Raw genomic sequence first — 13,729 nt, 5'->3', positions numbered from 1 at the left:
TCTTTGATCATAAAAAATTCCCCTCTCGTAATCATGAACCATAGCTCCTCTCATTGACACTATGGTTCTATTGTAAGTGGGGAATTTTATTCCGGCTATATTGGGGATTTTATCATCGGCTTTAACAATGTTACGGTGAACCGTACCATAAGTAAAGAGGATAGCTTTTCTGCTATCCCCTCACTTGCGATGCATTTTAAACTGTAAAAATAACTCATTGTAATAGGCGAGCATACTTTTGCCAAGATTTTCGTACACTTCAAGCTTATCGGCAAGTTGTTCGCTCGGGTAAAAACGCTCGTCTTCCACGATGTCTTTTGGCAAGTAGTCGAGCGCTTTTTTATTTGGCGTCGAATAGCCAACATACTTGGCATTTTGGGCTGCATTTTTCGGATCGAGCATAAAATTAATAAATTGATGCGCTCCTTCAATATTTTTTGCTGTTTTCGGGATAACCATATTATCAAACCATAAGTTTGTTCCTTCCTTCGGGATGACATAATCAAGGCGTTCATTTTCCCACATAATTTCCGCCGCATCTCCTGACCAAACGATGCCGATGGCTGCTTCTTCATTTGCAAGCAGCATTTTAATCTCATCGCCGACGATCGCTTTGACGTTTGGAGTTAGCTTATCGAGTTTTTGTTTTGCTTGTTGTAAATGAGCTTTGTTCGTATCATTTAAGGAATAATGCAAACTATTTAACGCCATGCCGATAATTTCGCGCGCACCGTCGACAAGCAAAATTTGATTTTTAAAGGAAGGATCCCACAAGTCGTTCCAGCTCGTTATTTCTTTTCCTCCAAGAAGTGCGCGATTGTAGACAATGCCGACCGTTCCCCAAAAATAAGGGATGGAATATTCATTGCCCGGATCAAACGATAAATTCAAAAAGCGCTGATCAATATAGCGTAAGTTTGGAAGTTTAGAGTGGTCGATCGGCAACAATAAACCTTCTTCTTTCATCTTGCTAATTGCGTATTCTGAAGGGACAGCGACATCAAATGTCGTGCCACCTTGGGAAATTTTTGTCATCATCGCTTCATTGGAATCAAACGTTTGATAAATGACTTTTAGCCCTGTTTCTTTTTCAAATTTTTTAATGAGCGCAGGATCAATATAGTCGCCCCAGTTATAAATCGTTAACGTATTGCTTCCCCCATATCCTTTCGACGATTCGATCATACGTACAACATAAAGCAAGCTAAAAGCAATGAGCCAAACGAGCAAAAAAAGTGATAATAACTTTCTCATTTTTGTCCTCCCTTCGCGCTCGCCCGTTGTGTAATTATGTAATACACAACAACGAGAAGGAGCGTAAATAAGAAAAGAAGGGTAGATAAAGCGTTGACGGATAACGAAATTCCTTGACGCGCCCGCGAATAAATTTCAACCGATAACGTCGAAAAGCCGTTGCCTGTGACGAAAAATGTTACTGCAAAATCGTCAAGCGAGTATGTGAGCGCCATGAAAAAACCAGCAAAAATGCCTGGTGTCACATACGGAAGAACGACTTTCGTCAGCACGTTCCATTCGTTTGCCCCTAAGTCGCGTGCTGCGTCAATTAATGTTGGGCTCATTTCTTGTAGCTTCGGCAACACCATTAAGACGACAATCGGAATGCTGAAGGCAATATGCGACAATAAGACGGACGTAAATCCGAGCTGAATGCCTGCGATCGTGAATAAGATGAGAAACGATGCCCCGATAATGACGTCAGGGCTAACAATCAAAATGTTATTCAATGTAAGGAGCGTTTGTTTCCAACGATGTGTCGCATAGTAAATGGCGATCGCTCCGAAGACGCCAATGATTGTCGCAAGCGACGACGATAATAATGCGACGATTACTGTATGCAGGACGATCACAAGCAAACGTGTATCGTCAAACACGTCTTTGTACCAATCGAGCGTAAACGATTCGAAATGATGCATCGTCCCGCCGCTATTAAATGAGTAGTAAATTAAATAAAAAATAGGCATATATAACACAAAAAATACGAACGCTAAATAGAGGCGAGCAACTTTCATTGTCTCACCCCCCATTTTTTATTCCCTGTTATAGCCATGATGCCTGCCATAGCTATCATTAAAAAGACAGCGATTGTCGCACCCATGCCCCAGTTTTGTGTGACGAGAAAATGTTGCTCGACTGCTGTTCCGAGCGTTATGACGCGGTTTCCGGCAATTAGTCTCGTCAACATAAAGAGCGAGAGAGACGGAATAAATACCGCCTGGCAACCCGCTTTGACCCCATCGAGCGTCAGTGGAAAAATGACGCGCCGAAACGTCGTCCATTCGCTTGCCCCTAGATCCCGTGCGGCATCAATTAAGGAATGATTCAATTTTTCAAGCGCATTAAAAATCGGTAAAATCATAAATGGAATGAAAATATAAACGGACACGAAAACAAAACTGAAATCTGTAAACAATAATTGTTTTGTCCCGATTCCGATAGCTTCCAATAGCGCGTTGACCGCACCGTATGTGCCGAACAGTCCGAGAAAGGCATACGCTTTTAACAATAAGTTGACCCATGTCGGTAAAATAATAAGCAATAACCATAGTTGCTTATGCTTCGTTTTTGTTAAAAAATAAGCGGTCGGATAAGCGATAAGAAGCGAGCACGCTGTAATTAAAAACGCGTACCAAAACGAATTAACCGTCATTCGTAAATAAACAGGCGTAAAAAAAGTTTCATAGTTTACGAGCGAAAAGCGCCCTTCGATATCGAAAAACGAATAGTATACGACGAGAATAATTGGCGCAATGACGAACAATGCAATCCATAGCCAATACGGGACAGCATAAGCGTAGCGCCGCATGTTATTCACCCCCGCTCCGCTTCATCACATGGATAGCTTCCGGCTCAAAATGAAGGCCGATTTCTTCCCCGATTTCCGCCTTTTTCGTCGAGTGAACGAGCCATTCATTTCCGTACGCATCATAACAACAAAGCTCATAATGTACGCCGCGAAATAAAACGGAATCAACACGCACGCGCAACTTGCCGCGTTCAGCGGTTGTTAATTCCAAGTCTTCCGGGCGAATAACAATATCGACTTGTTCATTTTTTGAAAATCCGTAATCGACGCACGTAAATTGTTGATTAGCAAATTCGACAACAAAATCATCAACCATCGTTCCGACAATGATGTTTGACTCCCCGATAAAATCGGCAACGAAACGATTGACAGGCTCATCATAAATATCTTTCGGTGTGCCGCGTTGTTCAATTTTTCCTTTGTTCAACACGAAAATTTCATCTGACATGGCAAGTGCTTCTTCTTGGTCGTGAGTGACGAAAATAAACGTAATACCGAGCCTCCGCTGTAATTCACGCAACTCATATTGCATTTCTGTCCGCAGCTTTAAATCGAGGGCGGAAAGCGGCTCATCTAACAAAAGGACGTCCGGTTCATTGACGATGGCGCGAGCGATGGCGACGCGCTGCCGTTGTCCCCCTGACATTTCATGAATGGCGCGTTGCTCGTATCCTTCTAAGTTGACGAAACGAAGCGCTTCTTTTACTTTTCGTTCAATGTCCGCTTCGCGCAAGTTTTTTATGCGCAACCCGAAAGCGACATTTTCAAACACGTTTAAATGGGGGAAAAGCGCATAATCTTGAAAAACGGTATTCACCTGCCGTTTATTCGCTGGGATGCCGTTTATTCGCTTTCCGTGAAAATAAATATCGCCTTTTGTCGGTTCGGTAAAACCAGCAATTAAGCGAAGGATAGTTGTTTTCCCACATCCAGAAGGACCAAGAAGCGTATAAAACTTCCCGCGCTCCATTTCAAAGCTCACATCATCGAGCACAGGATCATCATCATCGTATCGTTTTGTGACATGTTCAAAGCGAATGATGACACGATCATCCATCTTTTTTATCCCACCTCATTTTTCGCATGTTTAAGTTCATTATGAATGATCGGTCTATATTGAGCAACTTTTTTTCGCTATTGGAGAACGCCGTAATTAACGATTTCAACGGTCGGACGAATGTTGATGTCCGCCTTCGCAAATGCTTTTGCCCAGCTTTTTTGTTTTTTAAATGCTTCGTACTCATAAGCGCGAGCGTATAAGCCGAATCCGATCGGATCGACTTCATATGTTTGCATTTTTTTTACAATTGACTCAAGCTGTTTTTGTATTTCTTTGGCGAGCAATTTTTCAACTTTCTCCTTATCTTTCTTCATATTTAGGTACGTTGTAGATTCCGTTAAGACGGCGCGTAATTTCATGCGCACATCAAAACGAAACGTTCCATGTTGAAACGACGGTTTATATGAAACATCGCCATATTCAATAGAGATGCTTACGTATTCCGTTCGTTTTGTTAATGTTTTAATCGGTAACGTAAGTGAGGTTGCCGGTTTGATACGCTTTTGCAATATCGCAAAATATGGGCTTTCTTTTTGTGATAACGAGCCGACATATTTTCGTTGTTCATTAAATAAAGCAATCCCGCCTGCGACGAGATCCCCTTTATATACTTTCATTATCGGCGCAAAAGGCGTTTGGGCGCGATCAATCGATAAACGGCGAAATTGAAGAAGATTGATTTTTGTCGTTTGCTTCCCTTTATCAGCTGTCAGTAGTACGTCTCGAATAGCGACAGATAAACGAGGCTTATCATCAAGCCGAATGTACATTAAATTTTTTAACGGGCCGTCAAAAAGGATGAAGTTCGCAGTAGTTGAGTTTTTCGGATCACGATATAACACGTCTAAATACGAGAACACGTCATGATTTTTTGCGATTCTTTTACTCACAACGACATTTTGTGTTTTTCCGCCAACGATTTTTCCGGAAGCGAAGGCGTTTGCTTTAAAACGGTTATCGCGAAGCGTGAATCCTGATGTGCGAATGACTTCGTAAATGTTTTTCGCTTCTTTATTGAAAACAGGACTAACGGAATAAACGAGCAGCTTTCCGTCTTTTTCGTCTAACCCGACCGTTAATACGAGCGTCAAATCATCAAGCTGCGACTGCATGCCGCATCCAGCCGTTAAAAGAAAGCAAAGAAATATATACATATGTTTTCTCATTTTTTCTTCCCTCCTCGAAACCATCGCACAACGGAGACGTAAATAAACAGAACGGCAGGGAAAATGTACGCCCCCCATAAGCCATATCGTTCCCACCATGATCCCATCGTTTGAATATGTGAAAAAGAAGGATTGTATAAAAAAGATACGACAATAAATACGCACACAGCGATAACGAGCACGATCGTATGGTCTTGTTTTTTAAACAGTTGACTGATGCCAGAGACGGTTGTAAAAATATACGGAATGCCTGTTGTCGACATGACGAACAAATAAAACGACAAAAAAATGACTTCGAACCGTTCGATAAATGAAAACTCGACCGTTTTTAACAACGATAACGTCGGCCACACGAGCGAAGGTGTTTCATCAGGACTAAAAAAAATAAAACATGTTACTGTAATTAATAAAAAAGTGAAGGCAGAAATGCTGTTGGCGATGACCATCGCTTTTATCGCATGCTTTTTTTCTTTTAAAAACGGGTAAAACACGAATGCAAGCTCGAACCCTAAAAACGATAAGACAGTCGTTTTTACCGCTTGGAAAATCGGAGCCCAACCTTCTTTTAAAATAGGGAGCATATGTAAAACGTTTCCCTTTTGTAACGGTATAGCGATAAGAACTGGCATCCAAAGCGTTAAATAAAAAACAAATTCGGCATAGCGACCGAGCACGCGCACGCCATTTCGGGTAATAAGAAACCCCGGCAACATAAATAGCATCATAAGTAAATAGTTTGGCGTATTTGGCAACACCCACGTTTGTATAACGTGAATAGCTGTAAAAACGACTGTTATAGACGCAAGTAAAGCATAAGCGACGAACGCGAGATGAAGCAACGAACCAAATATGCGGCCGAAATAGCGGCGCGAGAGATCGAAAATCGTATCTTGTTCATGTTTTTCCATCGTCTTAATAATCACCGTACTAGCGATGACGGAAATGCCCCAACCGATAATAATTGCGATCCACCCATCCGTGTTTGCGATATCAGCAAGCTGAGCAGGAAGCGATAAAATACCAATGCCGATTTGTATACCTGAAATAAGAAAAATATATTGCATTGTCGTGATTTCATTAAACTGATAACGTTTCATACGCACCACTTATTTGCGAATTTTTTTTTGTCTTGTTAGCTGTGTTGGTCGAGCCGATAACGGACGCGTGCGCATCATCCAGAGCGGGAAGCGCAATATGGTATCTTTCCAGTCGCGCAGTCGTGCCGGAGCAAACGGACTTCCCGCAGGTGTGCCAAGCGACTCCAATGAAATAAGGTGCCCGATGATAACCATAAATCCGATCACCATTCCGACTAATCCGAATAAAGAAGCGGCGATCATCATCGGAAAGCGCAATAGGCGAATCGATTCGGACATATCAGGATTTGGAATAATAAATGAAGCAATCGCTGTGAGCGACACGATGACGACCATAATGTTGCTGACGATGCCAGCTTCAACGGCTGCTTGCCCGATGACGACTCCGCCGACGATGCCGACCGTTTGCCCGATTGGCGCAGGTAAACGTAACCCTGCTTCACGCAACATTTCGATCGCAAGTTCCATTAAAATCGCCTCAAGAATCGGAGGAAGAGGAACCCGTTCACGCGATTCGCCGACCGTTAACAATAAATTGAGCGGAATAATTTCGTAATGAAACGAAAGGGCCGCAATGTAAGCCGACGGTAAAAAAATCGCCATGAAAAAGGCAAGTAACCGCAAAAGTCGTAAAAACGAGGCGATCATCCAACGCGTACTATAGTCATCAACTGTTTGGAAGAAGGTAATAAACGTCATCGGTCCGATCATGACGCTAGGCGAACGATCAACAACGATGACGATGCGTCCTTGCAGTAGGTTGCTTACTGCTGCATCCGGCCGTTCCGTCAATAAAAATTGCGGAAATGGCGAAAAAGGATTATCTTCAATCAGTTGCATAAGTTCGCCTGTATTGACGATCGTATCGACGTCGATTTGCTCGATGCGATCTTTTAGTTCTTGTAGTACTTCGGGGTGAGCTACATCTTCTAAATATAAAATAGAGACAGGTGTGTGACCGCGTCTGCCGACCGTTGTCTCTTCAATTTTTAACTGTTGGTGCGGTAAATAACGTCGAATGAGCGCAATATTTTTTTCGCACGTCTCAATAAACCCTTGGTGCGATCCTTTCAGCGACGATTCCACTTGCGGTTCTGCAATGGCGCGTTGCGGCCATCCTTGTGTATCCAACAGCAATACGTGGTCGTCACCGTCTAGGAATAGTGCGGTTTCTCCTTGAAACACATGTTGAATGACGTGTTCCCATTTTGTCGTATATGATTTCGACCCGATCGGCAATTGAATGTCCGTAATCGCTCCAATTTGTTTCGTTTCAAATAAAAGCGGATCAATAATGTTATTGTTAATCGAGTTTTTATCGACGAGCGTATTGAGATATACGAGCAATGCTCTTTTTTTCGGCTCGCCAATCCATATATGACAATAAATGAGGTCGGGAGTTTTTGTGAAATAGTCACGCAACGTTTGTTCGTTCATATCGAGCGAGTGCGTGACGGTTTGTTGTATTCCGTTCATCATTCATCCCCTTTAAGCTGTTGAAGTGGTTCGATAGCTGGTCCTTCTAGCACTTTTCCAGTAAAACAGAAGCGTGAACCGTGGCACGGGCAGTCCCATGATCTTTCACTATTGTTCCACTCAAGTTCGCAACCCATATGCGTACACGTTGTATCGACGACATACAGTGTGCCTTGTTCATCGCGATAGGCACCTGCCCGTTTTCCGTCCACATTGACCACTGCCCCTTCCCCTTTCGATATGTCGCGCGGGGTACGAAGAGCATATTCGAGCTTTCCAGTTAAAAAATGTTTAGCGACATCGATGCCTTCTGTCAACAAACTGTTTAATGACGGGTCAGCGACAAATCGCGACGGAGTAAATAAATGCGCGTAACGATTTTCTTTTTGTAACGCTAAATCTGTCAAAAGACGAGCAGCGACCATACTTGTCGTCATCCCCCATTTTCGATATCCTGTCGCAACAAGAATGTGAGGGAGACTTTTGCGAATTGGACCGATGTATGGAAGATTGTCTAGCGTGACGAGATCTTGTGCCGACCAACGATATAGCACATGTGATAAATCAAACATATGTTCACTAAATACTTGTAACGCTTCATAGTGTTGAATCATGTTGATCCCTTGTCCGACTTTATGCGATTCACCGCCGATTAGAAGAAGTGGCTTGCCTTCCATCGTTGTGCAGCGAAGAGATCGCTTTGGTTCATTTGCGCTTAAATACATGCCTTGCAATCGTTCATGCGACTCGACTGCAATAACGTATGACCGTTCGGCATGTAAACGAGCAAAATAAAAAGAAGGATCAAAAAACGGAAAGTGAGTACAAATGATGACCGTATCGCACGTCATGGTAGCTCCGTTTTTCATCTTCACGACGGGTTGCGTTGTCGGTTCAATCTCGACCGCAACCGTTTTTTCATAAAACGATGCCCCGTATTTTACTGCAAGATCAACTAATGTTTTTATATAATGGAGCGGATGAAATTGCGCTTGGTTTCGCATCATGACTGCACCTTGGATGGAGAAAGGAAGCGACAGTTGATCGACATATGCCCCGTCGATGCCGAGCGTTTCATACGCTTTCCATTCCGCCTCAAGCTTATATAATTGCGTTTCTTCAGTCGTATACACGTATGCGTCTTCTACCGATAAGTCGCAATGAATATTATGTTCTTTTATGATGTGCAAAATCGATTGCAATGCTTCTTTATTTGCTTCGTAATATTGACGAGCACTATCCTCGCCAAAGTGGGCTATCAGTTCATGATAAATGAGATCATGCTGGGCAGTCATTTTTGCAGTCGTATGCCCTGTTGTGCCGTGACATAGCCGATCTGCTTCGATGACGGCGACACGCACGCCTTGTTTAGCGAGCAAATAGGCCGTCGTAATGCCTGTTATTCCTCCACCAATAATCGCTACATCTGTTTCAATCGGTTGTGTCAGAGATGGAAAAGACGGAATAGTTGTTGTTTGTAGCCAATACGATTGTGATAACTTTGGTAGAGACATGTTTTTGTTCCTCCATAACCATGTTTTTCTTAATTTTCCCCAAATCGAAAAGTTTATGATGAACATTTGCAAAGATGATAAAATGGAAATAGACGAGTATCGAAACGTTTTTATAACATAACGTAAGAGGGAGATCGAAAGTGAATAAAGATGCAAACATTCGTTTACAAGATAACGTGGTGTTAGAACATTACGGGCTTAATGAATTGCATTTAGAATCTGTTCGTCATTATCGCGAACAATTTGCGAAAGCAAAGCCAAACCATCCGTGGAACGGGTTAGAAACGAAAGATTTTTTATATAAAATTGGGGCGTGGGGAAAAATACGAGATACAAACAAAGAAGGGCTCACATTAGCAGGGCTCCTTATGTTCAGCGAAGAGCGAATGATTACAGAAGTTTTACCACAATACTTTTTGGAATATCGTGAGCATGACGACAATGATATGCATTGGACAAATCGTTTCACTTCACAAGATGGAACATGGTCGGGAAATATTTATGATTTTTATTTTAAAGTGATGAACGAGATGCAAGATGGATTAGAGAAAGAAAAAGAAGCGGTTCATGAGGCGCTTATGAACGCGCTCGTTCATGCTGATTATAACGGAGATGGAGGAATTATTGTTGAGCGCCAACAGTCATCTATACAGTTCTCAAATCCAGGGCTTTTTCGCATTCCTTTAGATCAAGCATATAACGGTGGGATGAGCCATTTGCGAAATCCAAATATATTTAAAATGTTTATTTACATTCATTTTTGCAAACGGGCTGGTTTAGGATTGAAAACGATCGAAACGATTTGCTTGCAACAGCCTGTCATTGATCAATACGATTTCCAGGAGCGGACGGTCATAACATTACCAGTTGTGTCCTTCCCAAAAAGACATAAACAAAACGACGATTTAGAAATGATATGTGATTGGTCGGAGCATGTAGAGTTAGCGGACTCCATAAATAACAACGAAAACTCCTACAACAACGACCTAAACTCCTATAATAGCGAGTTTGAGTCCGTAAATAAAGAGTTAAGTTCCTTAAATAACGAACTTAGCTCCGTTAATATAATAGATAAATCCTTAAATAAAGATCAGAACTCCGAAAATAAACCCGAAAGCTCCTTAAATAAATCGATCAACTCCGTAAATAACAACGAAGGAATGCATATCGATCAAGAGCTTTGGAGCATTGCTGGGATTGCACGGAAGAAAAAAAGACTTGCCCCGGCGAAGATGGAAGAAGTGATTTTGCAATTATGTGCCCGCCGACCATTAATGTTAAAAGAATTAGCCTACTTATTAGAAAGGACGCCAGACGGTTTACGAAACAATTATTTAGGAAAGTTATTAGCAGAAGGAAAAATGCGCTTAAAGTATCCAGACCAACCAAACCATCCGAAACAAGCATATATAACGAATAAGTAATATTCATGATTTGTTCAATATTTCACAATCTAAAAATAAAAAAATAATGTTACAATAATGGTAACAACAGAAAAGTTGAGGTGACAAAAGATGCTTATATGCGAATGGAGAGACTTTTCGACAGATGCAGAAACATACACATTGGAATTATTCGAAGAGATGATTGGCGATGAATTTGAAGCGATGATGTTTGAAGATAACCAAGATATTCCTTCTTATATATGGACGGTTAACTACGTCGTGATCGTTAAACGGAATACGCGCATGTACAACGATATTTCGTTTACGAAAATTCCGCGCAATCCCGTATGTGAGTAGCTGCTTCTTTTCCAAGAAGCAGTTTTCTTACAAAATATATTTGCTCAATATTTCACAAAGTTGACACACACAAACGAAATCCAATTCATTATAATAAAAATGTGAAAACAATCACATTTTTATTTTTGATTAACTTGTGAAATTTTTCACAAGAATAATTATGGGAGGGGCTTATATGGCTGTGGAGGAAAAAGTATTAGACCAAAAGAAGGAAGTTACAAAAATGATTGATACGCTCGTTGCTAATGCTCAAAAGGCGCTTAAATCGTTTCGTGATTACGATCAAGAAACGATTGATCATATTGTTAAACAAATGGCGTTAGCTGGGCTTGATAAACATATGTATTTAGCGAAACTAGCTATTGAAGAAACAAAGCGCGGCGTGTATGAAGATAAAATTATTAAAAACATTTTTGCGACAGAATATATTTACCATAACATTAAATACGATAAAACGGTTGGCGTCATCCGAGAAAATGAACAAGAAGGCATCATTGAAATTGCCGAGCCTGTTGGGGTGATCGCTGGGGTCACACCGGTAACAAACCCAACGTCAACAACAATGTTTAAAGCGCTCATTTCTATTAAAACGCGCAATCCAATCATTTTCGCGTTCCACCCATCCGCTCAAACATGCAGCAGTGAAGCGGCACGCATTTTACGCGATGCAGCGATTGCGGCGGGTGCGCCAGAGCATTGTATTCAATGGATCGAAACGCCTTCTGTCGAAGCGACGCAACAACTGATGCATCATCCTGGCGTTTCGCTTATTCTTGCGACAGGTGGAGCAGGCATGGTTAAAGCGGCATATAGCTCAGGAAAGCCAGCATTAGGGGTTGGACCTGGTAACGTGCCTTGCTATATTGAGAAAACCGCAAATATAAAACGTGCCGTGAACGATCTTATTCTATCAAAAACGTTTGACAACGGCATGATTTGTGCATCTGAACAAGCGGTCATTATTGATAAAGAAATTTATGATGCTGTGAAAAATGAGATGATCGCAAACAAATGTTATTTCTTAAATGAAGAAGAAAAGAAAAAAGTTGAAAAGCTCGTCATTAATGAAAATACGTGCGCAGTCAATCCGAATATCGTCGGTAAACCAGCATATGAAATTGCGAAAATGGCAGGCGTTGATGTGCCAGTTGATACGAAAATTCTTGTGGCAGAACTAAAAAGCGTCGGTCCGCAAGAGCCGCTTTCTCGTGAAAAATTAAGCCCGGTATTGGCGTGCTATAAGGTGAATAGTACAGAAGAAGGATTAAAACGAGCAGAAGAAATGCTCGAATTTGGCGGGCTTGGCCACTCGGCTGTTATTCATTCGGAAAATCAAGACGTCATTCTTGAATTCGGTAAGCGAATGAAAGTCGGAAGAATTATCTCGAACGCCCCATCTTCACAAGGAGCGATCGGTGATATTTACAACGCATACATTCCGTCATTGACGCTCGGTTGCGGTACGTTCGGTGGCAACTCTGTTTCGACAAACGTTGGGGCGACACATTTAATTAACATTAAAAAATTAGCGAGAAGGAATGTAAACATGCAATGGTTTAAAGTTCCGCCAAAAATTTATTTTGAAAAATACGCGACACAATATTTAGCGAAAATGCCAAACATCTCGCGTGCCTTTATCGTTACAGACCCAGGTATGGTGAAGCTCGGCTATGTTGATAAAGTGTTGTACTATTTACGCAAACGCCCAGATTATGTGCATTGCGAAATTTTCTCAGAAGTTGAGCCGGATCCATCGATTGAAACAGTGATGAAAGGTGCCGACATGATGCATGCGTTCCAGCCAGACGTCATCATCGCGCTCGGCGGTGGTTCGGCAATGGACGCGGCGAAAGCGATGTGGTTGTTCTATGAACATCCGAATACAGACTTCAATGGGTTAAAACAAAAGTTTTTAGATATTCGTAAGCGTGTATTTAAATATCCAAAACTCGGCCAAAAGGCGCAATTTGTGGCGATTCCAACAACGTCTGGTACAGGTTCAGAAGTGACATCGTTTGCGGTCATTACAGATAAGAAAAATAACGTCAAATATCCGCTTGCTGATTATGAGTTAACACCAGATGTCGCCATCGTTGACCCACAATTTGTTATGACGATGCCAAAACATATTACAGCAGATACAGGTATGGACGTATTAACGCATGCGATTGAGGCGTACGTATCGAACATGGCGAACGACTATACAGACGGATTAGCTTTAAAAGCAATTCAGCTCGTTTTTGAATACTTGCCACGCGCATACAGAAACGGAAACGATGAAGTCGCGCGCGAAAAAATGCATAACGCGTCAACGATTGCGGGTATGGCATTTGCGAACGCCTTCTTAGGCATTAACCATAGTTTAGCGCATAAACTTGGTGCAGAATTCCATATTCCGCACGGACGGGCAAATACGATTTTAATGCCGCATGTCATTCGTTACAATGCGCAAAAACCGAAGAAGTTTACAGCGTTTCCGAAGTACGAACATTTCGTAGCTGACGAACGTTATGCTCAAATTGCGCGCTTGCTCGGCTTGCCAGCAAAAACGACAGAAGAAGGTGTCGAAAGCCTTGTTCAAGCAATCATTAAGCTAGCGAAAGAACTCGATATGCCGCTAAGCATCGCAGCTACAGGTGTGAAAAAAGAAGAGTTTGAAAGCAAAGTCGAACAACTCGCTGAATTAGCGTTTGAAGATCAATGTACAACAGCCAATCCAAAATTGCCGTTAGTGAGCGACCTCGCTGACATTTATCGTCAAGCGTATAAGGGAGTGTAAGTGAATGAGGGGCGTCCCGTAAAGGATGTCCCTTCTTTTTGTTTATGGTACACTAATAGGGGAAAGCGAGG

Annotated in this window: 11 protein-coding genes; 3 read left to right on the top strand and 8 right to left on the bottom strand. The window is 42.0% G+C overall.

The window, feature by feature from the left end:
* Positions 1–180: 180 nt before the first annotated feature.
* The 8 genes from K1I44_RS05255 to K1I44_RS05220 form a co-directional block, all read right to left on the bottom strand.
* Positions 181–1,254, bottom strand: a complete 1,074-nt coding sequence (locus K1I44_RS05255; RefSeq protein WP_219985477.1) for an ABC transporter substrate-binding protein — start codon at positions 1,252–1,254, stop codon at positions 181–183.
* Positions 1,251–2,030 carry an ABC transporter permease gene (locus tag K1I44_RS05250; RefSeq protein WP_255573221.1) on the bottom strand — a complete coding sequence of 260 codons (780 nt, stop codon included), beginning with the start codon at positions 2,028–2,030 and terminating at the stop codon, positions 1,251–1,253. Before K1I44_RS05250 ends, K1I44_RS05255 begins: the two co-directional genes overlap by 4 nt.
* Positions 2,027–2,824, bottom strand: a complete 798-nt coding sequence (locus K1I44_RS05245; RefSeq protein ID WP_003397535.1) for an ABC transporter permease — start codon at positions 2,822–2,824, stop codon at positions 2,027–2,029. Before K1I44_RS05245 ends, K1I44_RS05250 begins: the two co-directional genes overlap by 4 nt.
* A 1-nt stretch (position 2,825) precedes the next feature.
* Entirely contained in the window at positions 2,826–3,881 is a 1,056-nt protein-coding gene (locus tag K1I44_RS05240) for an ABC transporter ATP-binding protein (protein WP_003397534.1), read from the bottom strand.
* A gap of 77 nt (positions 3,882–3,958) precedes the next feature.
* Positions 3,959–5,050, bottom strand: coding sequence for a Ger(x)C family spore germination protein (locus K1I44_RS05235; RefSeq protein ID WP_219985475.1), 1,092 nt, complete (start codon positions 5,048–5,050; stop codon positions 3,959–3,961).
* Positions 5,047–6,147: a GerAB/ArcD/ProY family transporter gene (locus K1I44_RS05230; RefSeq protein ID WP_219985474.1), complete on the bottom strand. Its 1,101-nt coding sequence runs from the start codon at positions 6,145–6,147 to the stop codon at positions 5,047–5,049. Before K1I44_RS05230 ends, K1I44_RS05235 begins: the two co-directional genes overlap by 4 nt.
* Positions 6,148–6,156: 9 nt before the next feature.
* The gene (locus K1I44_RS05225) at positions 6,157–7,626 is read right to left on the bottom strand and encodes a spore germination protein (RefSeq protein WP_219985473.1); all 1,470 of its coding nucleotides are present in this window, start codon (positions 7,624–7,626) and stop codon (positions 6,157–6,159) included.
* A complete protein-coding gene (locus tag K1I44_RS05220) occupies positions 7,623–9,137 on the bottom strand; it encodes an FAD-dependent oxidoreductase (protein ID WP_219985472.1) in 1,515 nt (504 codons plus the stop codon). Before K1I44_RS05220 ends, K1I44_RS05225 begins: the two co-directional genes overlap by 4 nt.
* A gap of 140 nt (positions 9,138–9,277) precedes the next feature.
* Between K1I44_RS05220 and K1I44_RS05215 the strand changes: the two genes are divergently transcribed.
* The 3 genes from K1I44_RS05215 (at position 9,278) to adhE (ending at position 13,658) form a co-directional block, all read left to right on the top strand.
* Positions 9,278–10,561 (top strand): transcriptional regulator, encoded by a 1,284-nt coding sequence (locus tag K1I44_RS05215; RefSeq protein WP_219985471.1) that lies wholly within the window; start codon positions 9,278–9,280, stop codon positions 10,559–10,561.
* Positions 10,562–10,651: 90 nt separating this feature from the next.
* Entirely contained in the window at positions 10,652–10,879 is a 228-nt protein-coding gene (locus tag K1I44_RS05210; protein WP_219985470.1) for a hypothetical protein, read from the top strand.
* Positions 10,880–11,054: 175 nt separating this feature from the next.
* A complete protein-coding gene (adhE, locus tag K1I44_RS05205) occupies positions 11,055–13,658 on the top strand; it encodes a bifunctional acetaldehyde-CoA/alcohol dehydrogenase (protein ID WP_219985469.1) in 2,604 nt (867 codons plus the stop codon).
* The last annotated feature ends 71 nt before the right edge of the window (positions 13,659–13,729 follow it).

Origin of the sequence: Anoxybacillus sp. ST4 (assembly GCF_019448545.1) — a bacterium.
Lineage (GTDB): Bacteria > Bacillota > Bacilli > Bacillales > Anoxybacillaceae > Anoxybacillus > Anoxybacillus pushchinoensis.
Note: the sequence above shows the minus strand (reverse complement) of the source record. Positions and strands in the feature narration are given on the sequence as shown.

Coding starts and splice junctions, on each gene's coding strand:
- K1I44_RS05240 (WP_003397534.1), bottom strand. CDS start 3,881: ATGGATGATCGTGTCATCATTCGCTTTGAACATGTCACAAAACGATAC.
- K1I44_RS05250 (WP_255573221.1), bottom strand. CDS start 2,030: ATGAAAGTTGCTCGCCTCTATTTAGCGTTCGTATTTTTTGTGTTATAT.
- K1I44_RS05245 (WP_003397535.1), bottom strand. CDS start 2,824: ATGCGGCGCTACGCTTATGCTGTCCCGTATTGGCTATGGATTGCATTG.
- K1I44_RS05225 (WP_219985473.1), bottom strand. CDS start 7,626: ATGATGAACGGAATACAACAAACCGTCACGCACTCGCTCGATATGAAC.
- K1I44_RS05230 (WP_219985474.1), bottom strand. CDS start 6,147: ATGAAACGTTATCAGTTTAATGAAATCACGACAATGCAATATATTTTT.
- K1I44_RS05255 (WP_219985477.1), bottom strand. CDS start 1,254: ATGAGAAAGTTATTATCACTTTTTTTGCTCGTTTGGCTCATTGCTTTT.
- K1I44_RS05210 (WP_219985470.1), top strand. CDS start 10,652: ATGCTTATATGCGAATGGAGAGACTTTTCGACAGATGCAGAAACATAC.
- adhE (WP_219985469.1), top strand. CDS start 11,055: ATGGCTGTGGAGGAAAAAGTATTAGACCAAAAGAAGGAAGTTACAAAA.
- K1I44_RS05220 (WP_219985472.1), bottom strand. CDS start 9,137: ATGTCTCTACCAAAGTTATCACAATCGTATTGGCTACAAACAACAACT.
- K1I44_RS05235 (WP_219985475.1), bottom strand. CDS start 5,050: ATGAGAAAACATATGTATATATTTCTTTGCTTTCTTTTAACGGCTGGA.